Raw genomic sequence first — 25,361 nt, forward strand, 5'->3', positions numbered from 1 at the left:
GTCCGTACGGCGCCTCCCGCCTCCGCCGCGCGGCGGAGGAGGTCCGCCGTACGGGCCGAGGACCGGGGCGCGCCCGGCCGCGAGAGTGGGCGGCATGACGACGCGCCCGCTCACCCCCGCCCCCGGCCTCCGCAGCCCCTCCGCCGACCTCCGCACCGCCCGCCGGGCGGCCCGCCTGCTCGCCCTGTGCACGGTTCCGTCCGGGCTGTGGCGGCTGGCGATGGCCGCGCAGCTGCCCGTCGGGTACACCCCCGAGGTGCTGCGCGAGGTGTACGGGATCCCCGGCTGGGGCGTCGCGTACGTCGTCGGCCTCACCGTCCTGCAGGAGTGCGCCGCGCTGCTCCCGCTGCTGGTGGTCACCGGCCGGCTGCGCGTACCGAACCCTCGCGTCGCGGCCCGCACGGGCCGCGTCCTGGGCTGGCTGATGGGCCTGTTCTGCCTGAGCCAGGCGGTCCTGCTCTTCTTCGTGACCCCGGACGCGCACCTGTCGCCCTCCGGCGCCACGGTCATGCTCGTGCTCTACGCCCCGCTCGCCGCGACCGGCCCGCTGCTGGCCGTCGCGGCCCGCGCGTACGGCCGGCACCACGCCCGGCACCACGGGGCCGGCGGCCGTCGTGTCACCGCGTCGGCGCGGGCGTGACACCATCGACCACGTGCTCGACATCGGCTACTCCCTCTCCCGCCGCTTCCCGGACCCGCCGCAGACGGACTACCGCCGCGCGGACGTCCACGCCCTGCGCCACGACCTGTTCTGCGGGGACGTGTACCTCGCCGACACCGAGGCGGACCGCGAGGTGTCCACAGCCTGGGGATGGGTGCCGGTGCTCGACTTCGCCTGGGCGCTGTGCGACATCGTCGAGCAGCTCGACCGCGACCCGCGCGGCAGCCGCGCCTCCCAGCCCCAGTACGCCGAGCTGGACTTCACCGAGTCGACCGACCGGATGCTGTTCGAGCGCCGCTTCGGCTGGGTCGACGTCGAGGCCGACTGGATGCCCGGCGACGAGCCGCCGCTGACCTTCAACCACGCCGAGCTCCGCCGCGAGGCCCGCGACTTCCTCCACGACCTCCTCGCCGACCTCACCGACATGCACGAGGGCCTGGCCGACAACCCCGCCGTCTGGGACCTCCAGTCCCGCTTCCCCCGCCTGCCCTGACATCGCCGGTGTGAGCTGCGCCACGGCCGCCGGTCCCATGTCACGAAACGCGGCCCCGGGTCGTCGCATGCGTGACACCACCGGGAAGGGGCAGCAGACATGCAGCAGCACATCACGATCATCGGCGGCGGCTTCGCCGGACTCACCGCCGCCATCACCGCCCGCGAGGCCGGCGCGCGGGTCACCCTGTACGAGGCGCACGGCACCCTCGGCGGCCGGGCGCGGACCGCCGAGGGCCCGTACCGGACCAACGAGGGCCCCCACGCCCTGTACGACCGCGGCCCCCACTGGACCTGGCTCAAGCAGCGCGACCTCCTCGGGCCGCTCGCCCCGCTGCCCGCCCTCGAAGCCGCCCGGTTCCGCTTCCACCGCGGCGGCGCCCTGCGCCGCACCCCGCCGCTCGGCTTCCTCCGCCACACCCTCCGCACACCCGAACAGGCCCCCGTCGACACCGACTTCCTCACCTGGGCCACCGGCATCGCCGGGGCCGACACCGCCCGCGCCGCCGCCCACTACAGCGGCGTCGCCCTGTTCCACCACGACCCCGGCGCGCTCTCCGCCCGCTTCGTCCAGGAGCGGCTGCACCGCGCCGCCGCCCTCCCGCCGGAGGCCAAGTACGTCCTCGGCGGCTGGGGACAGCTCATCGAACGGATGGCCTCCCGCGCCTGGGACCTGGGCGTACGCATCGAGACCGACTCCCGCGTCGAGTCCCTGCCGCTCGACCGCGGACCCGTCGTCCTCGCCACCTCCCTGCCGGCCGCCGCGCGCCTCCTCGGCGAGCCCGGACTGACCTGGGAGAGCGGCCGTACCGTCCTGTTCGACGTGGCCCTGCGCACCCGCAAGGGCGACCCGTTCGTCATCTCCGACCTCGACGCGCCCGGCTGGGTGGAGCGCTTCACCGCCCAGGACCCCGGCCTCGCCCCGGCCGGCCGGCAGCTGATCCAGGCCCAGCTGCCCATCGGCCCCGACGGCTCCAAGGCCGACGGCGTCGCCCACGCCGAACGCCTCCTCGACCTCGGCTTCCCCGGCTGGCGCGAGCGCACCGTCTGGCGCCGCGAGGCCGTCGCCAACGGCCGCACCGGCGCGGTCGACCGGCCCGGCACCACCTGGCGCGACCGCCCCGCCATCGACCGCGGCGACGGGGTCTACCTCGTCGGCGACCAGGTCGCCGCGCCGGGCGTGCTCTCCGAGGTCTCCTTCAACAGCGCCATCGAGGCCGTCTCCCTCGCCCTCGCCCCCTCACCGGGCCGCGCACCCAAGCCGCTTGACCTCAAGCATGCTTGAGGTCGCAGGCTGGAGTCCGTCAACAGGAGCACGGTCCACCTGGGGAGAGGCCACCATGTCCACGACGTCCCGCACCGCCACCATGCACGCGATCCGCCTGCACGCCTTCGGCCCCGCCGAGAACCTCACGTACGAGGAGACCGAGCGCCCGGCCCCCGGCCCCGGCCAGGTCCGCATCGCCGTCGCCGCCGCCGGCGTGCACGTCCTGGACACCACCCTGCGCCAGGGCGGCCCCGGCCCCTACCCCGCCCCCGAACTCCCCACCATCCCCGGCCGCGAGGTCGCCGGCACCGTCGACGCCCTCGGCGAGGGCGTCGACCCCGCCTGGCTCGGCAAGCAGGTCGTCGCCCACCTCGGCATGGTCCCCGGCGGCTACGCCGAAGCGGCCGTCACCGACACCGACCGCCTCCACCCCGTCCCCGACGGCCTCGGACCGGCCGAGGCCGTCGCCATGATCGGCACCGGCCGCACCACCCTCGGCATCCTCCAGTTCGCCGAACCCGGCCCCGAGGACGTCGTCCTCGTCACCGCCGCCGCGGGAGGCATCGGCACCCTCCTCGTCCAGTACGCCAAGAACGCCGGCGCCACCGTCATCGGCCTCGCCGGCGGCCCCGACAAGACCGCCCGCGTCCGCGCCAACGGCGCCGACCTCGCCGTCGACTACACGCAGCCCGACTGGCCCGACCGCGTACGGGAGTTCCGCGGCGACCGCCCCGTCACCATCCTCTTCGACGCCGTCGCCGGCGACACCGCCCGCGCCGCGCTCGACCTCCTCGCCCCCGGCGGCCGCCACCTCGCCTACGGCTGGGCCCCCGGCGCCGGCCCCCTGGACCTCACCGACGAGGAACTCGCCGACCGCGGCATCACCTCCACCACCCCCCTCGGCCCCGCGATGCTCGAGAAGGCCGGCGGCCTGCGCGCCCTGGAGACCCGCTCCCTCACCGAAGCCGCCTCCGGCCGCCTCCGCCCCGCCGTCCACCCCTTCCCCCTCGCCGAGGCCGCGGCCGCACACCGCGCCCTGGAGACCCGCGGCACGACGGGAAAGGTCGTCCTGATCCCCTGACGCCCCCACGCCGGACGGCCCGGTCCCGCAAGGGAACCGGGCCGTCACCCGTACCGAAGGAACGCGGCGGTCAGGCGGCCCCGCCCGCCGCCCCCAGCTCCTTCAACGCCCCGTCCGTCAGCCGGTACACCGTCCACTCGTCCTGCGGCCGCGCACCCAGCGACTCGTAGAACTCGATCGACGGCGTGTTCCAGTTCAGCACCGACCACTCCAGCCGCTCGTACCCGCGCTCCACGCAGATCCGCGCCAGCTCCGTCAGCAGCGCCTTCCCGTGCCCGCCGCCCCGGTGCTCCGGCCGCACGTACAGGTCCTCCAGATAGATCCCGTGAACACCGCGCCACGTCGAGAAGTTGAGGAACCACAGACAGAACCCCGCCACCTCCCCCGCCTCCGTCACCGCGAGGTGCGCGTACGCGCCCGGCCGCTCCCCGAACAGCGCCTCGTGAATCTGCTCCGGCGTCGCCTTCGCCTCGTCCGGCTCCTTCTCGTACTCGGCGAGCTCACGGATCAATTGGTGGATGACAGGGACGTCGTCAGGTGTGGCAGTACGAATCATGACAGCAGCATGGAACGCCGACCGCCCGCCCGGCCAGCGATATCCACCCCCCGGACAGCGGTAGTACCCTCCCGCCACGCACCCACAGGGGACAGGGACAAGAGGACAGCATGAGCAGCACGGTCACGGTCAACGGCGGCATCTCGTTCTGGTACGCGCAGGAAGGCACACCCGCGCCCCGCGAGCCGCTGCCCGGGGACACCACCGCCGACGTCTGCATCGTCGGCGGCGGCTACACCGGCCTGTGGACCGCGTACTACCTCAAGAAGGCCGCACCCTTCCTCGACATCACCGTCCTGGAGGCCAAGTTCTGCGGCTACGGCGCCTCCGGCCGCAACGGCGGCTGGCTCTACAACGGCATCGCCGGCCGCGACCGGTACGCCGCCCGGCACGGCCACGACGCCGCCGCCCGCCTCCAGCGCGCCATGAACGACACCGTCACCGAAGTCGTCGACGTCTGCGCCGCCGAAGGCATCGACGCCGACCTCCACCGCGGCGGCGTCCTCGAAGTCGCCCTCACCCCCGCCCAGCTGACCCGCCTCAAGGCGTTCCACGCCCGCGAACTCGCCTTCGGCGAGAAGGAACGCGAACTGCTCGGCGCCCGCGACACCGCCGAACGCATCCGCGTCTCCGGCGCCGTCGCCTCCAGCTGGACCCCGCACGGCGCCCGCCTCCACCCGGCGAAACTCGCCAAGGGCCTCGCGGAGACCGTCGAGGCCCTCGGCGTCACGATCCACGAATCGACCCCGGTGACGGAGATCAGGCCCAAGCACGCCGTCACCCCGTACGGCACCGTCCGCGCCCCCTACGTCCTGCGCTGCACCGAAGGCTTCACCGCCTCCCTCGCCGGCCAGCGCCGCACCTGGCTGCCCATGAACTCCTCCATGATCGCCACCGAGCCGCTCACCGACGCACAGTGGGCCGAGATCGGCTGGAACGGCCTGGAGACGCTCGGCGACATGGCCCACGCCTACATGTACGCCCAGCGCACCGCCGACGGCCGCATCGCCCTCGGCGGCCGGGGCGTCCCCTACCGCTACGGCTCCAAGACCGACAACGACGGCCGCACCCAGGAAAAGACGATCGACGCCCTGAGGGAGATCCTCACCCGCTTCTTCCCCCAACTGGCAGGCACCCGCATCGCCCACGCCTGGTCCGGCGTCCTCGGCGTCCCCCGCGACTGGTGCGCCACCGTCACCCTGGACCGCTCCACCGGCCTCGGCTGGGCCGGCGGCTACGTCGGCTCCGGCGTCGCCACCGCCAACCTCGCCGCCCGCACCCTGCGCGACCTGATCCAGCAGGACTCCGGCCAGTCCGGCCCCACCGACCTGACGACGCTCCCCTGGGTCAACCACAAGGTCCGCAAGTGGGAACCCGAACCCCTCCGCTGGCTCGGCGTCCAGGCCATGTACGCGGCCTACCGCACCGCCGACCGGCAGGAAACCGCCTCCCACACCGCCACGAGCTCCCCCCTCGCCCGCGCCGCCGACCGCCTCAGCGGTTGCTGACGTCCTACCCCAGGGGGTCGGCGTCGATCGCCACCCACAACGTCTCACCGTCCGGACTGTCCACCGACAGATGGGCGGTGACGCCGCCGACCTCCTTGACGAGCCTGGGGGACAACGACCCGTCCCCCACGCTCGCCACCCGCCACCCGTCCCGCAGCGCCACCGGCTCAATCACCCGGTACGCCTCCTGCCAGGACCGCCCGTACGCGTACCGCCGCCCCACCCCCATGTACCGGAACTCGTCGTCACAGGTGCGATACGGCCTCCCGGCCCCCACCCCCTCCGGCCGCACCTTCAGCACCGGCTCGGCCTCCAGAGCGTCCATGACCCGCTCCTCCCGCCCCCCGCACCCGTACGCCACCGCGTACAAGGCGACCGGCACCCCCACGACCACCACCGCCGCGGCCACCACCCCCGCGACGACCACCCTCACCCTTGGCATCCCCACAACCGCACGCTAGCGCCCCGCACCGCACCGACGCGAAGCCCCCGCCCACCACCAGGAACTACCTACTCCACCTCGATCCCAAAATCCCCCACCAGCTCCGCCAAACCGCCCCTATACCCCTTACCGCCGAGCACGAAGTCCCAGTCCCCACTCGCCCGCCGCCGGAACGATCCCAACACCAACGCCGTCTCCCCAGCACGCCCGTCCGACACCACCAACCGGTCGAGCTCCGCACCAGAGTCGTCCCGAAGCGTGATCCCCGCATCGACGAACCCCGACAGATCAGCATCGGGATTCACCTCGGGATCGACCGCCGCCACCAGCACCAGACGATCCGCCCGCTCCGGCAACGCGTCAAAGCCGACCCGTACCGCCGCCCTGTCCCCCGACAGCGCCGGCACCATCCGCACCGAACCATCCGGTGTACCCGGGTTGTTGAAGAAGACGAAGAACTCGTCCGCCACCACCCGATTCCCCTCACACACCAACGCGCACACATCCAGAGCCACAGACCCGGCCCACACCATCCCCAGCACGTTGAAGCCGTCCTCGGCCTCCGCAGACGCCACAGGCCCCGCCGCCGGGGCCTGAACCACCGCGTCCTCCGTGCCCCCACCAAGCCGGCCCCGAAGCCCATGCTGATGAAGCAGATCCACCAACTCCGCGCCTGATATCAGCGTCAGAGGCTTGCCGTTGGCAAAGGTGTACGACCCCGGACCAAAACCGGACGTCGTCACCAACACTCCCTTATTGGCCCCCGCACCCTGCACGGTCCCGTACAGATCCCGCACCGCACTCGGCGGCACCGTGTTCCGATACCGCTTCGCCTGCACGATGATCGACCCACCACTGATCGGATCCGGATCCAGCGCCTCGACATCCACCCCACCGTCATTCGACCGCCGCGTCGTCACCGCCTGCAGGCCCCTCGCCCGGAACAGTTCAGCGACAAGCCCCTCGAACGCGATCGGATCCATCGCCAACAGATCCGGCTCCTCGCCCTCACCGTGCGACACCACCCCCGACCCCACCTGCTCCGGCACCATCAGCGGCACCACCGCCACCCGCTCATCAGGCTTCGCCGACAACCGCCCCGACAAGGCGCCCGTCACACAATCGACCGCACTGACCAGCTCGAGATTCAGCCCGCCGAAGACCTCCCGCTCCACGAGCACGGAAGCCACACAGACCCGAGACGCCAGTCCCGTCGCCGGATCCACACCGTCCACAACACCGTTCAACGCCACAGCGTCCAGAACACCGAACACATCGGCCACAAACAGCTCACGCACCGCCAGAAGCACACTCTGCGCCAGCACGCTCCGGTACAAAGCACGCCGCTGCGTCACCGGACGCGCGACTTCCTTGTCCTGATCCGTACTGGGCAGATACTTCACACCCTTCGCCGCAGGCACCACGTCGAACGCCGGCAGCTCCCAGTTCAGCACCAACCGCCGAGCAGAACGCTCATACGCAGCGGAAACCTCCCGCGGAAACCCGGCAGGCCACGCCGTCGAGGCATAGAGCACCGCAGAGAAGAACTCCACCACCGTCTCCGCGTCCCCCGACCGCAGCGACTCCACCATCCCCGCGATGCCGCTGTTGTGCCCACGGATCTCCGCCAACCGAGCCTGCGCCCACTCCTCGTACTGCCGCCGATACGCCGCCAGCTGCTCCTGCCGCTGCACCTCGGCAGCCTGCGCCGCATACCAATCCCGCTCGAAACGCGCCCGCGCCTCCTGCTCCGCCTGAGCCCGCCCAGCCGGCGTCCATCCCCCCTGCGCCCGATACGCATGCTGCTCCGGCATCGGAACGGGCACCGCCAGCCGCCCCGGCGCGAACGGCTCCACCTCCTCGGGCCGCCGCAACGACTCCACGGAGAACGCCGGCGCCCCACAACCCGCCGCCAGCAAGCCCTCCAGAACCGCCACCCGCTCGTCCAGCTCCCGCGTCCGCCGCAACGCGTCGGCATCCCGATGCTGCCGGTACGCAGCCCGCTGCTCCCGCCGCATCCGAGCCACATCACGCTCGTGCGCCCGCTCCGCCCGCTCCGCCTCCCGCTGCTGCCGCAACACGGCCTGCAGCTGCCCCTCCCGCTCGCGCTGCGCCACCCGCTGCGCCTCGGCCCACGCACCGATCAACCCACTGGAACGCCGACTCACCGGCCGCACCCCTCCCCAGGAACCCCTACCAACACCCCCGTAACGCACAAGTGTCCCGGATCAGAGTGATCCGGGACACACGTTTGATGGAGCCCCCTGTCGGATTCGAACCGACGACCTACGTATTACAAGTACGTGGCTCTTCCCCTGAGCTAAGGAGGCACGCCTCAGCCGCGCTCACACGCAGGAAGCCCTCCCACTGTACACAGCCCCATGAGCCGCCAGCCAAGAATTCGAGACCCCCCGTAACCACCCGCCCACACGTTCGTTGCCCGGACTGGAGTGCCGTTCCGGATATCGGACAGTAGGGCGGGGAGGGGCGATGTCGGAGCCGTCGGAGGCGATACCAGGACGCGTGATCGGTGCCGAGGCGAAGCGGGTGAAACGGGAGGCCCTCGGCATTGCAGATCGACGGAAGCACCAGCGCAGAGCAGCCATCCCCATGCAGCGGCGCAGCAAGGAGGCGGAAACCCAGCAGCGGACCTACCGCTACCGCTTCTACCCGTCCCCCGACCAGGCCGAGCAGCTGACGAAGACCTTCGGCGCCTGCCGCTGGGTCTACAACGAGGGGCTGGCCCTCCGCTCCGGCGCTTGGGAGCGGCACCGTGTCTCGGTCGGGTTCGCCGAGACGTGTCGGGCGCTGACGGGGTGGAAGCGGGAAGAGGGGCGGGAGTGGCTGCGCGAGGTGTCGTCCACGGTGCTGCAGCAGGCGCTGCGACACCTGGACGGAGCCTTCTCCCGGTTCTTCAAGAAGTCCGCGAAGTATCCGAAGCGAAAGAAGAAGGGTCGGTCGCGGGACTCGGCAATCTACGTCCGGACCGGCTTCAAGTGGGTGGAGGATCCTGAGCGACCAGGTACGGGTCTGGTGACCTTGGCGAAGCAGACCACCCCACTCGACATCCGCTGGTCCCGACCCCTGCCGGCCGGGCAGGTCCCGGTGCGAATGAACGTCACGCGGGACAGGGCAGGGCGGTACTTCCTGTCCGTGCTGGTCGAGGAACGGGTCGAGCCGTCGCCGCCGGTGTGCCTCCCGGGTACGTCCGCGCCGAAGGCCGTGGGCCTGGATCTCGGCCTGGCGGCTCTGGTGACGTTGGACGACGGTTCTGTGCTTGACCATCCACGACTGATGAGGAAGTACGGGGACGAGCTGGCGCGTCGGCAGCGGCAGCTGCATCGCAAGCAGAAGGGGTCCAAGAACCGGGGGAAGGCCCGCGAGCGCATCGCGCGCCTGTACGCGCTCATGGGCGACGTACGGAGAGATCTGCTGGATCAGTTCACCACCCGCCTCGTGCGCGAGAACCAAGTGCTCGTGGTGGAGGATCTTCCGATCGCGAATCTCATGCGCCCGGCCCGCAGCAAGGGGCGGCGGCGGAAGGCGAAGCTGAATCAGGCGATCACGGATGCGGCCTGGGGTGAGCTGCTGCGTCAGCTTCGCTACAAGTGCGAGTGGTACGGGCGGACCCTGGTGATCGTGGACCGGTGGTTCCCGTCGACCCGTCGCTGCTCGGCCTGCCACACGAAGGGCCCCCGCCTCGACGTGTCGGTTCGGGAGTGGGTCTGCGCGGAGTGCGGCGCGGTGCACGCCCGGGATCACAATGCGGCCGTGAATCTGCGGGACGAGGGAATGCGGCTGTACTGGCTCGTGGCGACGGCGCTGCCGCCGGGCAGAGCTGTGCCCTCACTGATCAGGGCGTCAGAACTGTCCGACGCAGTCATCGCCGCCTAGGCAAAGCACCACGGACCGACGGACCGTCGGCCGAAACGCCTGTGGAGCCCAAGTAAGACCGGCTCATCGTGCCCTCAGGGTCAGGGTGGGGCGGCAATGGGCCGCGAAGCAGGAAGCGCCGTGTACGCGGCAGGGCCACAAAGTCGCTGCTCTGCCTCACACACGGTTGCAGGATCAAAAGTCAACCGCTCTGGCCGGGCCAAGCCCTCCGCCTCTACAAATCTCACCGCACTCCCCTACTGACAGATCGGGCGCGGCCAGGTACCGTCACGGGAAGTTCACCCTGGTGGACTAGACCTCAATCCTTCCTTTACTCGGATCGTCCGGCACGTTCCTGCCGGTGAAGGGACCCATCACCATGGCCACTGTCACCTTTGACAAGGCCACCCGGCTGTACCCGGGTGCCACCAAGCCCGCCGTCGACCAGCTCGACATCGAGATCGCGGACGGCGAGTTCCTCGTGCTCGTCGGCCCGTCCGGCTGCGGCAAGTCCACCTCGCTCCGCATGCTCGCGGGGCTCGAGGACGTCAACGGCGGATCCATCCGCATCGGGGACCGCGACGTCACGCATCTGCCGCCGAAGGACCGGGACATCGCCATGGTGTTCCAGAACTACGCGCTCTACCCGCACATGACCGTCGCCCAGAACATGGGCTTCGCGCTGAAGATCGCCGGCGTGGACAAGGGCACCATCCGGCAGAAGGTCGAGGAGGCCGCGAAGATCCTCGACCTCACCGAGTACCTCGACCGCAAGCCGAAGGCGCTCTCCGGCGGTCAGCGGCAGCGCGTCGCGATGGGCCGTGCCATCGTGCGCGAGCCCCAGGTGTTCCTGATGGACGAGCCGCTGTCGAACCTCGACGCGAAACTCCGGGTCTCCACCCGTACGCAGATCGCCTCGCTGCAGCGCCGGCTCGGCATCACCACCGTCTACGTCACCCACGACCAGGTCGAGGCCATGACGATGGGCGACCGCGTGGCCGTGCTGAAGGACGGCCTGCTCCAGCAGGTCGACACCCCGCGCAACATGTACGACAAGCCCGCCAACCTCTTCGTCGCCGGCTTCATCGGCTCCCCGGCCATGAACCTGGTCGAGGTCCCGATCGCCGACGGCGGCGTGAAGTTCGGCAACAGCGTCGTCCCGGTGTCCCGCGAGGCGCTCTCCGCGGCCTCCGCCAAGGGCGACAAGACCGTCACGGTCGGCGTCCGCCCCGAGCACTTCGACGTCTCCGGCGCCGACAGCGACCAGGGCCTGGCCGTCTCCGTGAACGTCGTCGAGGAGCTGGGCGCCGACGGCTACGTGTACGGCTCCGCCCGCGTCGGCGGCGCGGACAAGGACCTCGTGGTCCGCGTCGGCGGCCGCAACGTCCCGGAGAAGGGCTCCGAGCTGCACGTCGTGCCGCGCGCGGGCGAGATCCACGTGTTCTCGACCTCCACCGGCGAGCGCCTCAGCGGCTGAGCACCCCGTAGCGCCGAGCAGCCCCGTACCTGTTGCAGGTGCGGGGCTGCTCGCGTATACGTCGCAAGTCGACAATTCCCCGGCAGGACGGGGAAAATCGGGCGTCGCCGCGGCCTCCGCGTCAACACGCGATTCGAAAGACGGGCTCGAACCGTCCCTCGCGAGAGTGACTAAATGTCGCCATATCACTACCGGCCGCTACGCTCGCCTCCGTGACCCACACTGCCCGCCGCATCGGCCGCTCTCTCGCACTCGTCCTGCCCGTCGTCCTGGTGCTCTCCGGAACGCTCGCGGTGTCCGCCGTTCCGTGGGCCGGCCAGAGCCACGGGACCCAGATGCTGACCGCGTCCTCCGCGGACGTGTCGACGCCCGCCAAGTCCCGTGCCCCGCAGGATATTCTGCGCGACCGGCTGCTCGCCGAACTTCAGCAGAAGGACCCCGGCACGGCGCTGACCCACCTCCAGCGCGAGGTCGAGGCCCGCCCCTCGCTGGCCAAGCACTGCATGGCGATCGCCCGCGCCCTCGGCCGCGCCGCCGTCGAGCAGTACGGCCCCACGCGCGCCCAGTCCTTCTCCCGCCCGGTCTGCGACACCTCCTTCGCGACCGGCGTCATGGCAGCGTCCTGAGCCGTCCGCCGCGGCGCCTCCTGAGCGCCGCGTCCGCCCTGCCGGCGGGGGCCGCATATCGTTCGCCGTATGCAGACCTCTCCGACGCAGGCGGTGGTCCTGGCGGGCGGCCAGGGCTCGCGCCTGCGCCCCTACACCGACGACCGCCCCAAGCCGATGGTCGAGATCCCGGGCACCGGGACCCCGATCATCGGCCATCAGCTTTCCTGGCTGGCCTCCGAGGGCGTCACGGACGCCGTCGTGTCCTGCGGCCATCTCGCCGAGGTGCTCCAGGACTGGCTGCGTGACGCCGATCTGCCGCTCCGGGTGACCACCGTCGTCGAGTCGGAGCCGCTGGGCCGCGGCGGCGGCCTCAAGTACGCCGCCGCGCATCTGCCCGAGCCCGAGCAGCCCTGGTACGCCACCAACGGCGACATCTGGACCCGCTTCTCCCTGCGCGAGATGGCCGCGTTCCACGCGGAGCGGGACGCCACCGCGACGCTCGCCCTGGCCCGTCCGCGGATCCCGTGGGGCGCCGTCGAGACGGACGCGTTCGGGCACATCACGGACTTCATCGAGGCGCCGCCCTCCCCGTACCTCATCAACGCGGGCGTGTACGTCTTCTCCGCGGACTTCACGGAGCAGCTTCCGGAGCGCGGGGACCACGAGCGCACGACGTTCCCCCGGCTGGCGCGGGAGCGCCGCCTGGCGGGCTTCCCGTTGCCGCAGGGCGCGTACTGGCGGGCCATCGACACCGCCAAGGACCTCACGGAGGCCGCGAAGGAGCTGGCCGGCACCCGGGCGACCTGAGCCGTACGCGGACATGCGGAAGGGGCGGCACACCGGTCTCGGTGTGCCGCCCCTTCCGGCGTGCCGGAGGCTCAGCCCAGCAGGCCGCCGATCGGGTTGCGGTTGCCGCCGGAGGTGGAGCCGCCGTCCTCCTCGCCGCCGCCGTCGGACGTGCCGCCGTCGCCGGAGCCGCTGTCCGTGGGGCCCGGCGGGGGCGGCGGGGGCGCGGCCGGTCCGGACTGGTCGGGCGCGTCGTCGCCGGAGCCCTGGGTGGCGGTGGGCCGCTGCTCGGCGGGGCCGGTCTCGCCGGCGGTCTCCGACGGGGAGGTCTCGCCCTTGGGCTCCTCCTCGTCCGTGCCCTCGCGGCCGGTGCGGCTGGGCTCGGGGCGGGACTCGGCGGAGCGGGAGGGGCTGCGCTCGCCCGGCTCGGGGGGCAGCGGCTGGCCGGGCAGGTGGTTGACGGGGTCGTCGTCGGGTCCGGGGACGGTGACCATCTCGGTGGAGCGGACGGCGCCGCCGAGCATGGAGCCGACGAGCAGGGTCAGGCCGACGACGACGGCGGTGATGAGCGCGCCGCGGCGCAGGACGCGGCGGCGGAGCTCCCAGAGTTCGGAGCGCGGTCCGAGGGTGCGCCAGGCTTCTCCGGCGAGGCGGCCGTCGATGGAGTAGACGGGCGCGCCGGCGATGATCAGCGGGGACCAGGCGGCGAGGTAGATGATGTCGGGCGCGTCGTAGACCGGGACGGTCTTCCAGCTGACGGTGAGGATCAGCGCGGCGGACAGCAGGGCGCCGACGACGGCGGCGACCCGCTGCCAGAGGCCGAGGACGGTGAGGACGCCGACGACGACCTGGAGGAAGGCGACGGTCAGTCCGGCGCCGACGGGGTGGGCGAGGGCGAAGTCGCGCAGGGGCTCGGCGAGCGCCCAGGGGTGCAGCGAGTTGAGCCACTTGACCATGGAGCCGCGTTCGCCGCCGTCGAAGTAGACGGGGTCGCAGAGCTTGCCCATGCCGGCGTAGATGGAGATGAAGCCGAGGAAGACGCGGAGCGGGAGGAGCACCACGCCGAGGTTCATCCGGCGGCCTGGGTAGTAGGCGTGCCGGACGGGGTCGGAGTGGCGGGGGCCGCGGGCGTGTTCGGCGTCGCCGGGGTCGTCGTAGCCGCCGGTGACCGGCTCCGCCTCGTAGACCTCGTCGTACGCGCCCTCGGCGCGCCGCATGGGCGGCAGCAGGGGGGCGGTGACGACGGGGTTGGGCATCGTCTCGTCGAAGCGCGGGATGGTCTGGGTGGCGCCGGCGTCCAGTGGTTCGAGCGTGGAGACGGAGGACTCCCGCACGGCCTGGAGCAGTCCGGTCGCCCCGGGGGAGGACTTGCCGGTCCACACGACGGGGGCGCGCCGTCGCCCGGCTCCGGCCGCGGCCACCGCCGCACCGGCGCGGGGCGCGGCGAACTTGGGCTGCTGGGCCGGTCCGAGCCGGACGCGGAAGCTGGCGTGGTTCACGATGACCTGCGCGGGGTCGGAATCCACTTTGACCGTGCTCAGCGCGGGCTGATCGTCGAATCCCGGCCGGGGCGTTCTTGTGTCCACACTCATCTAACCGAGTGATGTGGCTTTAGGACACTGCCTTGACGCACCGGGAATGTCCGAGACCCGTCAAGATCACGAGACGACGGGAAGGGCCCAGCTCAGCGAGCCGGGCCCTGTCGCCGTACGGGCGGGATCAGCGGTTGCGGCGGCGCGCGACCTCGTAGAGGACGATGCCCGCGGCGACGCCGGCGTTCAGCGATTCGGCGCCGCCCGGCATGCTGATGCGGACGCGGTAGTCGCAGGTCTCGCCGACGAGGCGGCCGAGGCCCTTGCCCTCGCTGCCGATGACGATGACGACCGGGCCGTCGAGGGCCTCCAGGTCCTCGACGGTGTGCTCGCCGTCGGCGGCGAGGCCGACGACGGTCAGGCCGTCCTTCTGGTAGCCCTCCAGGGCGCGGGTCAGGTTGGTGACCTTGGCGACGGGGGTGCGGGCGGCGGTGCCGGCGGAGGACTTCCACGCGCCGGCGGTCATGCCGGCGGCGCGGCGCTCGGGGATGACCACGCCGTGGCCGCCGAAGGCGGAGGTGGAGCGGACGATCGCGCCGAGGTTGCGCGGGTCGGTGACGCCGTCGAGGGCGACGATCAGGGGGTCCTCGCCGTTGTCGTACGCGGCCTCGGTGAGGTCCTCCGGGTGGGCGTACTCGTACGGCGGGACCTGCAGGACGAGGCCCTGGTGGTTGAGCCCGTTGGTCATCCGGTCGAGCTCGGGGCGGGGGGCCTCCATCAGGTTGATGTTGCCGCGCTCGCCGGCGAGCTTGAGGACGTCGCGGACGCGCTCGTCGTTGTCGATGAACTGCTGGACGTACAGGGTGACGGCGGGGACGCCGTCGCGCAGGGCCTCGTAGACGGGGTTGCGGCCGACGACCATCTCGCTGGTGCCCTTGGGGCCGCCGCGGCGCGGCGCGGGCCGGCGGCCGGCGGCCTGCTTGGCCTTGGCGTTGGCGAGGCGGTTCTTGACGTGGCCCTTGCGGGCGGAGGCGGGCGGCGTGGGGCCCTTGCCCTCCAGGCCCCTGCGCCGCTGGCCACCGCTGCCGACCGTCGCGCCCTTCTTGTTGGACGTACGGCGGTTCCTGCGCTGGCTGTTCCCGGCCATGACTACCTGTTTCCTCTACTGCTGCGGGCGTACGGCGCGTGCCGCGCGTACGAAGTCTGCACTTGAAGTGTGCCGCCCGGTTCCCCCGGCGGCACATCCTCAGCGGTTGGCGACCGACCAGCGCGGGCCGTCGGGGCTGTCCTCGATGGTCAGTCCGGACTGCTTGAGCTGGTCGCGGATCGCGTCCGCGGTGGCCCAGTCCTTGCGCTCGCGGGCGGATTCGCGCTGCTGGAGCACGAGGCGTACGAGGCTGTCGACGACGCCGTGGAGTTCGGCGCCGCTGTCGGCCTCGTCGGCCCAGTGCGTGTCCAGCGGGTCGAGGCCCAGCACGCCGAGCATGGCGCGGACCTCGGCGAGCCGGGCGACGGCGGCTTCCTTGTCGTCGGCGGCCAGTGCGCTGTTGCCCTGGCGGACGGTGGTGTGGAGCACGGCGAGGGCCTGCGGGACGCCGAGGTCGTCGTCCATGGCCTCGGCGAAGGCGGGGGGCACCTCGTCGGTGGGCGCGACCTCGCCGGCCTTCTCCACGACGCGCTGGATGAAGCCCTCGATGCGGGCGAACGCCGCCTCGGCCTCGCGCAGCGCCTCCTCGCTGTACTCGATCATGGAGCGGTAGTGCGGGGTGCCGAGGTAGTAGCGCAGGACGATGGGGCGCCACTTCTTGACCATCTCGGTGACGAGCACGGAGTTGCCGAGCGACTTCGACATCTTCTCGCCGCTCATGGTGACCCAGGCGTTGTGCACCCAGTACTGCGCGAAGTCGTCGCCGAAGGCCTTGGCCTGGGCGATCTCGTTCTCGTGGTGGGGGAAGATCAGGTCGAGGCCGCCGCCGTGGATGTCGAAGGCGGAGCCGAGGTACTTGTGCGCCATGGCGGAGCACTCGAGGTGCCAGCCGGGGCGGCCGCGGCCCCACGGGGTCTCCCAGTCGGGCTCGCCGGGCTTGGTGGCCTTCCACATGGCGAAGTCGCGGGGGTCGCGCTTGCCGGTGATGCCTTCCTCGGCGGGCTGGCGCAGGTCGTCGATGTCCTGGTTGGAGAGCTTGAGGTACTCCGGGTAGGAGCGGACGTCGAAGTAGACGCTGCCGTCGGCCTCGTAGGCGTGTCCGCGCTCGATGAGGCCGCGCATCATCTCGACCATCTCGGTGACGTGGCCGGTGGCCCGCGGCTCGTACGTGGGCGGCAGGCAACCGAGGGCGTCGTAGCCGGAGTTGAAGGCCCGCTCGTTCTCGTAGCCGATGGACCACCAGGGGCGGCCCTGGTCGGCGGACTTGGCGATGATCTTGTCGTCGATGTCCGTCACGTTGCGGACGAAGGTGACGTCGTAGCCGCGGTACTCGAACCAGCGGCGCATGATGTCGAAGTTGAGGCCCGAGCGGATGTGGCCGATGTGCGGGGCGCTCTGCACGGTGGCGCCGCACAGGTAGATCGAGACACAGCCCGGCGTGAGCGGGGTGAAGTCGCGGATCTGCCGGGCGCTGGTGTCGTACAGGCGAATGGTCACCACTCCAGAGTAGTGGGCCCCCGGTGGTGCCCCGCGACCGATTCCCGGTCGCGGGGCGACTTTTTCGGGGCCCGTGCCCGCTATGCCGGCGTGACGGGGAACACCAGCGCGGTCGCGAGGGCGGCCAGGCCCTCGGCGCGGCCGGTGAGGCCGAGGCCGTCGGTGGTGGTGCCGGAGACGGAGACGGGCGCGCCGGCGGCCTCGCTCAGGACCTTCTGGGCCTCGTCCCGGCGCTTGCCGATCTTGGGGCGGACGCCGACGACCTGGACGGCGATGTTGCCGATCTCGTAGCCCTCGGCGCGGACGATCCGGGCGGCCTCGGCGAGCAGGGTGACGCCGGAGGCGCCGGACCACTCGGGCCGGGAGGTGCCGAAGTGGGCGCCGAGGTCGCCGACGCCGGCCGCGGAGAACAGGGCGTCGCAGGCGGCGTGGGCGGCGACGTCGCCGTCGGAGTGCCCGGCGAGCCCGTACTCCTCGCCCTCCCAGAGCAGGCCGGCGCACCACAGCTCGCGGCCGCGCTCGAAGGCGTGGACGTCGGTGCCGATGCCGGTGCGGGGCAGTACCGGGGTCGGCTGCGGCTCAGAAGCCATCGTTGGCCCTCCTGCGGGCGAGTACGGCCTCGGCGAGGACGAGGTCGAGGGGGCGGGTCACCTTGAAGGCCTCTTCGTGGCCGGGCACGACGACGACGGGGGCGCCGAGGCGCTCGACCATGCCGGCGTCGTCGGTGGCGCCGTCGCCGCCGAAGGCGACGGTGGCGTGGGCGTTGACGAGGGTCTCCCGGTCGAAGCCCTGCGGGGTCTGGACGGCGCGCAGCCGGGAGCGGTCGGGGGTGGCGACGACGGGCTCGGGCTCGCCGGGCCGGGCGGCCGGCTCGACCTCCTTGACCGTGTCGGCGGCCGGCAGGGCGGGGACCACGGCGACGGCGCCGTCGCGGACCGCCTCGACGACGGTGTCGACGGTGTCGACCGGCACGAGCGGGCGGGCCGCGTCGTGCACCAGGACGATGTCGATCCCCTCGGGCAGGGCATCCAGCCCGAGCCGTACGGACTCCTGGCGGGTGTCGCCGCCGGGGACGACCAGGTAGTCGGTGCGGGTCGGCAGCGCGTGTTCGTCGAGGAGGCGCTTGACCTCGCCGACGCCGTCGGCGGGGGCGACCACGACGACCAGCGAGACGGCGCGGGAGGCGGCCATGGCGCGGACGGCGTGGACGAGCATCGGGGTGCCGTTCAGCGCGCGGAGCGCCTTGGGGGCGCCCGGGCCCAGCCTCACCCCCCGGCCGGCCGCGGGGATGACGGCGGCGGTGCGGAGAGGACGCGTTTCGTCTGACATCGGTTGCACTCCGGCAGGTTTGTTTCCTCGGCCCTTGTGGGTATGGCCTCCATCGTGCCGGGCGCGACGCCTTGACCGGGCCCTTTCCGTGACGACTTGGTCAGGATCGGTCGCGCCGGCGCCGTGTGCGGCTCTGCGGGCTCCGTGTGGCGCGTACGCACGCGCGGTACGGGTGGGCCGAAGGGGGCCGAGTGGGGGTGTATCGGGAGACGAACATGCCGCAGTGCCCGGCGACGGCACTGTGAGTCACAGCTCACAGAGCGTCAGCGGGCACCGCGGCATCAATCGCGTCAGGACGCGAGGACCTCGTCGAGGAGCGCCTCTGCCTTGTCCTCGTTCGTGTTCTCCGCGAGAGCGAGCTCGCTCACCAGGATCTGCCGAGCCTTGGCGAGCATGCGCTTCTCACCTGCGGAAAGTCCGCGCTCGCGCTCCCGGCGCCACAGGTCGCGCACTACTTCGGCGACCTTGATGACATCGCCGGAGGCGAGCTTCTCGAGATTTGCCTTGTAGCGACGGGACCAGTTGGTCGGCTCCTCGGCGTACGGTGCACGCAGCACCTCGAAGACCCGGTCCAGTCCATCCTGACCGACCACGTCACGCACACCGACGAACTCCGCATTGTCCGCCGGCACACGAACCGTCAGGTCGCCCTGAGCGACCTTGAGCACCAAGTAGGTCTTGTCCACGCCTTTGATCTGGCGAGTTTCGATGGCCTCGATCAGCGCGGCCCCGTGATGGGGATAGACCACGGTGTCGCCAACCTTGAACGTCATGTGACAGGTACCCCTTCCGTGGCTATCCAGGGTAACACGGATACGGCTTCTTCTGAATGGCGTTTTCGCAGGTCAGGGCATATCTCGGGGCTTGACAACAACGACGCGGACGTGCTGCGGCGGCCTTCCGGAGGGCGGTATTCGCAGGTCGGAGCGGCTGTGTGAACGCAGAGAAACGCGCGCGTCACAGCTGCCCGAGAGCCACAAGGAAGGGGAAGATGCCCCGATTTGTCCGGTTCAGTATACCGTCTCCGCATGCTCCGTTCGGGGATCGCTCACTCGTACGGAGCTGTGCGGCGGCACTTTCCTGAATTGATCACCGCGGCTTCCCGGATTTCCTGCGGAAATGGCGAATTGATCAAGGCGGATATGTGAACGGCGGGCGAATCCGGAACGGAGTGCCGGGCGGCCGGGAGTCGCGCGACGGGCCCGGCCCTCCGGTGCGCGCACGTCCCCGTGGGACGCCCGGGGCCGCAGGGGCGGGTCGGGTGCGGGACCGAGAGTGAGGGTCGGTAACCTAAGCGCGCTGGTTGTCCCATATCCCGTCCGTACGTCCTAGGAGTTGCCGCCGCCGTGAGCCGCAGCCTTCGACGCGGCGCCCTCGCCGCCACCGCACTCGTGATCTCGATCGCCTCGCTGACCGCCTGTGGGGCGGGCAACGACGCGCAGACCCTCGGCGTCAAGCCGGACAACGCGGCCGTCACGGTCGAGGACGTCCAGATCCAGAACGCGCTGGTGATCACCCAGCCCCAGGCCGGCAAGAAGGGCCCCGCCGTCGTCTCGGCGACCATCTTCAACAACGGGCAGGCTCCCCAGACGCTCGAGTCCATCAGCCTGCCGGGCACCTCGGCCACGGTGAAGCTGACCCCGGCTAAGGGCGCGGGCCCGCTCGTCGTGCCGGCCGGCGGCTCGGTCGTCATCGGCGGCAAGGGCAACGCGACCGCCGTGATCGAGAACGGCGTCGAGGGCAAGAAGGACGGCGACGTCCAGGAGGTCGTCTTCAAGCTCAGCGAGACCGGCGACGTGGGCCTGCAGGCGTTCATCGTCCCGGCGAAGAGCTACTTCGAGGGCTACGGCCCGACGGAGGTCCCCGCCCCGCCGGCCACCAAGCCGGAGAAGCCCGCGGAGAAGCCGACCGGCGAGGCCAGCGCCCCCGCCACCGGCGAGCCGACGGACGCGGCCACCGGCGAGGCCCCCGCGGCCCACTGACCCGCACGAAAGGGCGCCCCACCGGAGGTCCGGTTGGGGCGCCCTTTCGTATGCGCGTCGGGTGCCACGGCCGTACGGCCGGCGCGGTCGAGCGCAGCCCTACGGCCTACGGCTCGAACTCGTACCCCAGGCCGCGCACCGTCACCAGGTACCGCGGCGCGCCCGGGTCCGGCTCGAACACCAGCCCGCGTGCACCCCTCGCACTGCTCGGCCCCGAGGGGCCTCCCAGGCATCGGGACGCTGCGCCGGACTCCGTCCGCCGGCCGGGGCGGCGCGAGCCTCTACGGCTCGAACTTGTACCCCAGGCCGCGTACCGTCACCAGGTACCGCGGCGCGCCCGGGTCCGGCTCGATCTTGGCGCGGAGGCGCTTGACGTGGACGTCGAGGGTCTTGGTGTCGCCGACGTAGTCGGCGCCCCAGACGCGGTCGATCAACTGCATGCGGGTGAGCACGCGGCCCGCGTTGCGCAGCAGCATCTCCAGGAGGTCGAACTCCTTCAGCGGCAGGTCGACCTTGCCGCCCGCGACCGTCACCACGTGCCGGTCGACGTCCATGCGGACCGGGCCGGCCTCCAGGGCGGCGGGGGCGACCTCCTCCGGCTCCCCGCGGCGGCGCAGCACCGCGCGGATGCGGGCGACCAGCTCCCGCGAGGAGAAGGGCTTGGTCACGTAGTCGTCGGCTCCTATCTCCAGGCCGACGACCTTGTCGATCTCGCTGTCCTTGGCGGTCACCATGATGACCGGGACGTTGGAGCGCCCGCGCAGCTGGCGGCAGACCTCCGTACCGGGCAGACCCGGCAGCATCAGGTCGAGGAGGACGAGGTCGGCCCCGTTGCGCTCGAACTCGTCGAGTCCGTCGGGCCCGGTGGCCGCGACGGCGACCTCGAAGCCCTCTTTGCGGAGCATGTACGACAGGGCGTCGCTGAAGGATTCCTCATCCTCGACGACGAGCACTCGGGTCACGGAAGGACCTCCGGGGCAGGGAGTGGTTCGGTGGTGGAGTCGGAGGCGGGCTGCTCGTCGGCGCCGTCCGCGCCGGAGCCGCCGCGGTTCCGTACGGAACCCGCCTCGGGCAGTCGCAGAGTGAAGGTGGAGCCCTGACCCTCGGTGCTCCAGACCGTGACCTCCCCGCCGTGCGAGGCGGCCACGTGCTTGACGATGGCCAGGCCCAGACCCGTACCGCCGGTGGCACGGGAGCGGGCCGGGTCGACCCGGTAGAAGCGTTCGAAGATCCGCTCGCGGTCCTTCTCCGAGATGCCGATGCCCTGGTCGGTCACGGCTATCTCGATCAGGTCGCCGCCGGGCGCGGTCACGCGGCGGGCCGCGATGCCGACCCGGGTCCGGGCGGGTGAGTAGTTGACGGCGTTCTCGACGAGGTTGCCGAGGGCCGCGGCCAGCTGGCCGCGGTGCCCCCAGACGTGCAGCCCGGCGCTGCCCCCGGACGCCATGGTGATCTGCTTCGTGGACGCGGTGTGCCGGGAGCGGTCGATCGCCTCGGCGACGAGTTCGTCCACCCGGACCGGCTCGGCGTCCTCCAGCGGGTCGTCGTTCTGCACCCGCGAGAGGTCGATGAGCTCCTGGACCAGGTTGGTCAGCCGCGTCGCCTCGATCTGCATGCGGCCGGCGAAGCGGGTGACCGCCTCGGGGTCGTCCGAGGCGTCCATGACCGCCTCGGAGAGCAGGGAGAGCGCGCCGACGGGAGTCTTGAGCTCATGGCTCACGTTGGCGACGAAGTCACGCCGCACGGCCTCGATCCGGCGGGCCTCGGTGAGGTCCTCGACGAGCAGCAGGACCAGGCGGGAGCCCAGGGGTGCGACGCGGGCGGAGACGGCGAGCGCCTCGCCGCGTCCGGTGCCGCGCCTCGGCAGGTCGAGCTCGACCTGCCGTATCTCGCCGTCCCTGCGGGTGTCGCGGGCCATGTTGAGCATGGGCTCGACGGCGAGCTTGCCGCCGCGGACCAGCCCCAGGGCGTACGCCGCGGAGCTGGCCTTGACGACGGAGTCGCTCTCGTCGAGGACGACGGCCGAGGAGCGGAGCACCGAGAGCACGGTGTCGACACCGGGCGGCAGGACCGCGTCGGTGTGCAGGGAGCTTCGGGTCGGGCGCGCCTGGTCGCGTTCGCTCCAGCGGAACGCCAGCATGGCGATCACGCCGGTGCAGACACCGGCGATCGCAGCCAATGCGGCGACCGCCGCGTTCACGTCCATGCCATCCAGGTTATGCGGGGTGGCGGACACTCTCCCAGCCGTCCGAGTGGCTGCTCGAACAGTCGTCGCCCAGAGTTCACCGTGGAGACGGTGGCGGTTCATTTGGGACGAACCGTTCGCCGGACGGGGTCGCCCAGAGTTCACCGGCAGGAAAGTGCTCGTTCACTTCGGGTGGGACAGCCCGACGCGTACGGGGCCGACCGTGGCACCGTAGGGGTCCGAGCCTCCCCCGGACTCCGGACTGTCGTGAAGAGAGGATCACCGATGCGCGACGCGTACCACGAGGAACTGGACTCGATCGGCGAGGGCCTGGTCGAGATGGCCCGGCTGGTGGGGTCGGCGATCGGGCGCGCCACGACGGCGATGCTCGACGCGGACCTGAAGCTGGCGGAGACCGTCATCGCCGCGGACCAGAAGGTCGACGACCTGCAGCACGACCTGGAGGCGCGGGCCATAGCGCTGCTGGCGCGCCAGCAGCCGGTGGCGACGGACCTGCGGATCGTGGTGACCTCGCTGCGGATGAGCGCGGACCTGGAGCGCTCCGGCGACCTGGCGCAGCACGTGGCGAAGCTGGCCCGGCTGCGGTTCCCGGACACGGCCGTGCCGCGGGACCTGCACGCGACGATCCTGGAGATGGGTCAGCTGGCGCAGCGCCTGATGGCGAAGGCGGCGGAGGTCATCATCACGAAGGACGTCGACCTGGCGCTGCAGCTGGAGCAGGACGACGACGAGATGGACCTGCTGCACCGGACGCTGTTCCAGCACCTGATGGACGATCGCTGGAAGCACGGCATCGAGACGGCCGTCGACGTGACGCTGCTCGGCCGCTACTACGAGCGGTTCGCGGACCACGCGGTGTCGGTCGCGAAGCGCGTGGTGTACCTGGTGACGGGCGAGCACGCGGACGAGCTGCAGCCGGCGGAGTCGCCGGTCGAGGGCGCGTGACTCGCGGGTGACCTTCGGGTGCCCCCGGCTGAGCCACGGCGCTCCGGTGCGCCGTTGATGCGCCGTGTGGGATGGGCATGGAATGGGGAGGAAGGCGACCCACGCCTTGGAGGAGGGACCCCATGGCCGATTCCCCCATCACGACGACGGACTCAGCGCCGGAGCCCGCGGCGCGCGAGCGGAAGCTGCTGCCGGTGATCGGCGCCTGCGGCTGCGGCTCGGGCTGCGGCTGCGGCTGCCAGTCGGGCGCCCCGTGCCAGTGCGGCGGCGTGTGCTGACAGAGCGCTCGGTACGCGGGCCCTGCCGTGGCGGCGGGGCCCGCTGTCGGATCGCGGCGAGCTTCCGATCGGCCGCCACGGCGAACCGCCTACCGGCCAGTTCGTCGACTTGTCCTGACTTGCCGGGTTCTCCTTGACAGCTCAGGGCTGCGGGAGAAGCGTGGGCCGAGGACGCAAGTCCGGTGAGTGAGGTCCGATCATGACCAGAACCAGGACGGCGACGAAACGGATCGGCGCAGCGCTGGCCGCGGCAGGAGCCGCGTTCGCCCTGAGCCTCGGCGGTGCGAGCGTCGCCGACGCCAAGATCCAGCAGGTGTGCGTCAACAACGGAGGCAACGAGCCGGCCGGCCAGCAGGACAGCTGCAACGGCAACGGACTCGACCAGAAGGGCAAGAACCCTGCCGGACACTTCCCGCCCGGACACAACTGACCACAGGATGAGGGACCCCGAAGCCCCTCGCCCCTAGCCCCTCGCCCGCCGGACGGTCGGGCCGGGGGCATCGTTCTGCCGGGCCCTGCCGCCGAGGCGGAGCCCGCGGTCAGATCGCCAGGACGCCGACGGCCTGGTCCCCGGCGAGCTCGCCGGTCTCCCGGAAGCCGAGCCGCCGGTAGAAGTCGCCGGGCCCGTGCTCGCCCTGGTGCCAGGACACGTACAGCTCCTCGGCCCCCCGCCGCCGCAGTTCGTCCCGCACGGCCTCCACGGCGAACCGCCCGTAGCCCTTGCCCTGGTGCGCCGCCCCGATGTTGAGCCGCCACAGGCCGCTGCGCACGGTGCCGTCGCCCCACTCGATGTCGAGGAACGCCATCAGGAACCCGACGAGCTCCTCCCCGTCGAACACCGCCCGCGGCCAGGCGCGCTCCCCGTACGCGTACGCCTCGGCCAGCGACCGCACGACGGACGCGACGCTGTCCCGCTGATGCGGATGCACGCTCAGCTCCAGCACCGCGTCGACGTTCTCCGGCGTGACCGCCTCCAGGCGCATTCCCCCACTCATACCGGCACGCTAAACGATCACCGAGCCCGCCCGCCTCCCCATAACCCGGCCAAGGTGACCAAGCACCTGGTCTTCTCCGGGCCGATGGGGAACCACGTCTGGCGCACGTCGTTGAACGAGGAAGCCTGGAAGCCCGCTCTCGTCGCGGCCGGCGTCATCCCCGAGCCGGAGACGAAGGAGGAGCGGTACGCCGCCGCGCGCGAGCACGGCATGCACGCGGCCCGGCGCACCGTCTGACGGCCCAGAGAACACATCAACCCCCTACCGATGGAGAAACCGCAGGTAGGGGGTTCGATCACATAGGTGGAGCGGCTCCTGCAATCGGATTGCTGCCCCGCTCAGTGGAGCTTCTTGGGCTTCTTCGGCTTCTTGAGGGAGTCGTCGACCTGCACCTGACCGCTGTCGGTCAGGTACGAGGCGGCCTCCATAGCCGCTGGAGCGGCGAGCGCGCCGCACAGTGCGAGGCCACACACGGTTACTGCCGTGCGCTTCCGGATAGAGGCCTGCATAGTGCATCACCTGATTCATCACTATGAACTGTCATTGCCCACGTTTCTCCTTCCCTCATGCCGGTGCAAGCGGAGACACCCCCAGAACGCAACCGAAAGGCGCATCGCGACCGCCGACAGCGCGGCCCGGCGCACCGCATGACGGCCCACAGACGGCCCAGAGAACGAATCAGCCCCCTACCTGCCGAGA

28 protein-coding genes and 1 tRNA gene are annotated in these 25,361 nt (G+C 71.6%); 15 read left to right on the forward strand and 14 right to left on the reverse strand.

What is annotated here, in order from left to right:
- The first annotated feature begins 94 nt into the window (after positions 1-94).
- From ACNJ93_RS14265 to ACNJ93_RS14280, 4 genes are all read left to right on the forward strand, one after another.
- A complete protein-coding gene (locus ACNJ93_RS14265; protein ID WP_418957789.1) occupies positions 95-640 on the forward strand; it encodes a hypothetical protein in 546 nt (181 codons plus the stop codon).
- Between the two features lie 13 nt (positions 641-653).
- Entirely contained in the window at positions 654-1,154 is a 501-nt protein-coding gene (locus ACNJ93_RS14270; RefSeq protein ID WP_418957790.1) for a hypothetical protein, read from the forward strand.
- Positions 1,155-1,253: 99 nt separating this feature from the next.
- Positions 1,254-2,438: an NAD(P)-binding protein gene (locus ACNJ93_RS14275; RefSeq protein ID WP_418957791.1), complete on the forward strand. Its 1,185-nt coding sequence runs from the start codon at positions 1,254-1,256 to the stop codon at positions 2,436-2,438.
- Positions 2,439-2,520: 82 nt separating this feature from the next.
- On the forward strand, positions 2,521-3,501 hold the full coding sequence (locus ACNJ93_RS14280) for a zinc-binding dehydrogenase (RefSeq protein WP_418961406.1): 981 nt from the start codon (positions 2,521-2,523) through the stop codon (positions 3,499-3,501).
- Positions 3,502-3,571: 70 nt separating this feature from the next.
- Here the strand turns inward: ACNJ93_RS14280 and ACNJ93_RS14285 are convergent, their stop codons facing one another.
- Complete coding sequence (locus ACNJ93_RS14285) at positions 3,572-4,057, reverse strand: N-acetyltransferase family protein (protein WP_418957792.1); 486 nt, start codon at positions 4,055-4,057, stop codon at positions 3,572-3,574.
- Positions 4,058-4,167: 110 nt separating this feature from the next.
- Here ACNJ93_RS14285 and ACNJ93_RS14290 point away from each other — a divergent pair, with 110 nt between their 5' ends.
- Entirely contained in the window at positions 4,168-5,565 is a 1,398-nt protein-coding gene (locus tag ACNJ93_RS14290) for an NAD(P)/FAD-dependent oxidoreductase (RefSeq protein WP_418957793.1), read from the forward strand.
- A gap of 4 nt (positions 5,566-5,569) precedes the next feature.
- Here the strand turns inward: ACNJ93_RS14290 and ACNJ93_RS14295 are convergent, their stop codons facing one another.
- Positions 5,570-5,890: a hypothetical protein gene (locus ACNJ93_RS14295; RefSeq protein ID WP_418957794.1), complete on the reverse strand. Its 321-nt coding sequence runs from the start codon at positions 5,888-5,890 to the stop codon at positions 5,570-5,572.
- On the opposite strand from ACNJ93_RS14295, the gene ACNJ93_RS14300 reads away from it, so the two are divergent.
- On the forward strand, positions 5,889-6,026 hold the full coding sequence (locus ACNJ93_RS14300) for a hypothetical protein (RefSeq protein ID WP_418957795.1): 138 nt from the start codon (positions 5,889-5,891) through the stop codon (positions 6,024-6,026). The two genes, ACNJ93_RS14295 and ACNJ93_RS14300, sit on opposite strands and share 2 nt — an antisense overlap.
- 49 nt (positions 6,027-6,075) lie before the next feature.
- On the opposite strand, the gene ACNJ93_RS14305 is transcribed toward ACNJ93_RS14300, so the two are convergent.
- Positions 6,076-8,175, reverse strand: a complete 2,100-nt coding sequence (locus ACNJ93_RS14305) for a restriction endonuclease (RefSeq protein ID WP_418957796.1) — start codon at positions 8,173-8,175, stop codon at positions 6,076-6,078.
- 87 nt (positions 8,176-8,262) lie between these two features.
- Positions 8,263-8,337, reverse strand: a tRNA-Thr gene (locus ACNJ93_RS14310).
- Positions 8,338-8,497: 160 nt separating this feature from the next.
- Here ACNJ93_RS14310 and ACNJ93_RS14315 point away from each other — a divergent pair.
- From ACNJ93_RS14315 to ACNJ93_RS14330, 4 genes are all read left to right on the forward strand, one after another.
- Positions 8,498-9,901, forward strand: coding sequence for an RNA-guided endonuclease InsQ/TnpB family protein (locus tag ACNJ93_RS14315; protein ID WP_418957797.1), 1,404 nt, complete (start codon positions 8,498-8,500; stop codon positions 9,899-9,901).
- 358 nt (positions 9,902-10,259) lie between these two features.
- Positions 10,260-11,357 (forward strand): ABC transporter ATP-binding protein, encoded by a 1,098-nt coding sequence (locus tag ACNJ93_RS14320; RefSeq protein WP_418957798.1) that lies wholly within the window; start codon positions 10,260-10,262, stop codon positions 11,355-11,357.
- Positions 11,358-11,569: 212 nt separating this feature from the next.
- Positions 11,570-11,983 (forward strand): hypothetical protein, encoded by a 414-nt coding sequence (locus tag ACNJ93_RS14325; RefSeq protein ID WP_418957799.1) that lies wholly within the window; start codon positions 11,570-11,572, stop codon positions 11,981-11,983.
- A 69-nt stretch (positions 11,984-12,052) separates the two neighbouring features.
- Positions 12,053-12,772, forward strand: coding sequence for a nucleotidyltransferase family protein (locus tag ACNJ93_RS14330; RefSeq protein WP_418957800.1), 720 nt, complete (start codon positions 12,053-12,055; stop codon positions 12,770-12,772).
- A 71-nt stretch (positions 12,773-12,843) separates the two neighbouring features.
- On the opposite strand, the gene ACNJ93_RS14335 is transcribed toward ACNJ93_RS14330, so the two are convergent.
- The 6 genes from ACNJ93_RS14335 to ACNJ93_RS14360 form a co-directional block, all read right to left on the reverse strand.
- Positions 12,844-14,343, reverse strand: a complete 1,500-nt coding sequence (locus tag ACNJ93_RS14335; RefSeq protein WP_418957801.1) for a DoxX family protein — start codon at positions 14,341-14,343, stop codon at positions 12,844-12,846.
- Between the two features lie 127 nt (positions 14,344-14,470).
- Positions 14,471-15,430, reverse strand: coding sequence for a 23S rRNA (guanosine(2251)-2'-O)-methyltransferase RlmB (gene rlmB, locus ACNJ93_RS14340; protein WP_418957802.1), 960 nt, complete (start codon positions 15,428-15,430; stop codon positions 14,471-14,473).
- Between the two features lie 99 nt (positions 15,431-15,529).
- Complete coding sequence (gene cysS, locus ACNJ93_RS14345; RefSeq protein WP_418957803.1) at positions 15,530-16,927, reverse strand: cysteine--tRNA ligase; 1,398 nt, start codon at positions 16,925-16,927, stop codon at positions 15,530-15,532.
- An 80-nt stretch (positions 16,928-17,007) separates the two neighbouring features.
- Positions 17,008-17,517, reverse strand: coding sequence for a 2-C-methyl-D-erythritol 2,4-cyclodiphosphate synthase (ispF, locus tag ACNJ93_RS14350; RefSeq protein WP_418957804.1), 510 nt, complete (start codon positions 17,515-17,517; stop codon positions 17,008-17,010).
- Entirely contained in the window at positions 17,507-18,256 is a 750-nt protein-coding gene (ispD, locus tag ACNJ93_RS14355) for a 2-C-methyl-D-erythritol 4-phosphate cytidylyltransferase (protein ID WP_418957805.1), read from the reverse strand. The genes ispF and ispD overlap by 11 nt, the downstream gene beginning before the upstream one ends.
- Positions 18,257-18,546: 290 nt before the next feature.
- Complete coding sequence (locus tag ACNJ93_RS14360) at positions 18,547-19,029, reverse strand: CarD family transcriptional regulator (protein ID WP_003953493.1); 483 nt, start codon at positions 19,027-19,029, stop codon at positions 18,547-18,549.
- A 573-nt stretch (positions 19,030-19,602) separates the two neighbouring features.
- Here ACNJ93_RS14360 and ACNJ93_RS14365 point away from each other — a divergent pair.
- Positions 19,603-20,238 carry a DUF461 domain-containing protein gene (locus ACNJ93_RS14365; protein WP_418957806.1) on the forward strand — a complete coding sequence of 212 codons (636 nt, stop codon included), beginning with the start codon at positions 19,603-19,605 and terminating at the stop codon, positions 20,236-20,238.
- A gap of 281 nt (positions 20,239-20,519) precedes the next feature.
- On the opposite strand, the gene ACNJ93_RS14370 is transcribed toward ACNJ93_RS14365, so the two are convergent.
- Together ACNJ93_RS14370 and ACNJ93_RS14375 are read right to left on the reverse strand one after the other, a co-directional pair.
- Complete coding sequence (locus tag ACNJ93_RS14370) at positions 20,520-21,200, reverse strand: response regulator transcription factor (protein ID WP_344960977.1); 681 nt, start codon at positions 21,198-21,200, stop codon at positions 20,520-20,522.
- The gene (locus ACNJ93_RS14375) at positions 21,197-22,444 is read right to left on the reverse strand and encodes a sensor histidine kinase (RefSeq protein ID WP_418957807.1); all 1,248 of its coding nucleotides are present in this window, start codon (positions 22,442-22,444) and stop codon (positions 21,197-21,199) included. The genes ACNJ93_RS14370 and ACNJ93_RS14375 overlap by 4 nt, the downstream gene beginning before the upstream one ends.
- 264 nt (positions 22,445-22,708) lie before the next feature.
- Between ACNJ93_RS14375 and phoU the strand changes: the two genes are divergently transcribed.
- The 3 genes from phoU to ACNJ93_RS14390 all read left to right on the forward strand — a co-directional run bounded on the left by phoU (position 22,709) and on the right by ACNJ93_RS14390 (position 24,097).
- The gene (gene phoU / locus ACNJ93_RS14380; RefSeq protein ID WP_418957808.1) at positions 22,709-23,389 is read left to right on the forward strand and encodes a phosphate signaling complex protein PhoU; all 681 of its coding nucleotides are present in this window, start codon (positions 22,709-22,711) and stop codon (positions 23,387-23,389) included.
- 122 nt (positions 23,390-23,511) lie between these two features.
- Positions 23,512-23,667, forward strand: a complete 156-nt coding sequence (locus tag ACNJ93_RS14385; RefSeq protein ID WP_418957809.1) for a hypothetical protein — start codon at positions 23,512-23,514, stop codon at positions 23,665-23,667.
- A 199-nt stretch (positions 23,668-23,866) separates the two neighbouring features.
- Positions 23,867-24,097 carry a hypothetical protein gene (locus ACNJ93_RS14390; protein WP_418957810.1) on the forward strand — a complete coding sequence of 77 codons (231 nt, stop codon included), beginning with the start codon at positions 23,867-23,869 and terminating at the stop codon, positions 24,095-24,097.
- A 109-nt stretch (positions 24,098-24,206) separates the two neighbouring features.
- Here ACNJ93_RS14390 and ACNJ93_RS14395 read toward each other — a convergent pair whose 3' ends face one another.
- A complete protein-coding gene (locus ACNJ93_RS14395; protein ID WP_418957811.1) occupies positions 24,207-24,662 on the reverse strand; it encodes a GNAT family N-acetyltransferase in 456 nt (151 codons plus the stop codon).
- A 54-nt stretch (positions 24,663-24,716) separates the two neighbouring features.
- Here ACNJ93_RS14395 and ACNJ93_RS14400 point away from each other — a divergent pair, with 54 nt between their 5' ends.
- A complete protein-coding gene (locus ACNJ93_RS14400) occupies positions 24,717-24,899 on the forward strand; it encodes a hypothetical protein (RefSeq protein ID WP_418957812.1) in 183 nt (60 codons plus the stop codon).
- Positions 24,900-25,000: 101 nt separating this feature from the next.
- Here the strand turns inward: ACNJ93_RS14400 and ACNJ93_RS14405 are convergent, their stop codons facing one another.
- Positions 25,001-25,135 (reverse strand): hypothetical protein, encoded by a 135-nt coding sequence (locus ACNJ93_RS14405; RefSeq protein ID WP_418957813.1) that lies wholly within the window; start codon positions 25,133-25,135, stop codon positions 25,001-25,003.
- Positions 25,136-25,361: the final 226 nt, after the last annotated feature.

The sequence above is a fragment of the Streptomyces tritici genome (assembly GCF_048500665.1).
Lineage (GTDB): Bacteria > Actinomycetota > Actinomycetes > Streptomycetales > Streptomycetaceae > Streptomyces > Streptomyces tritici.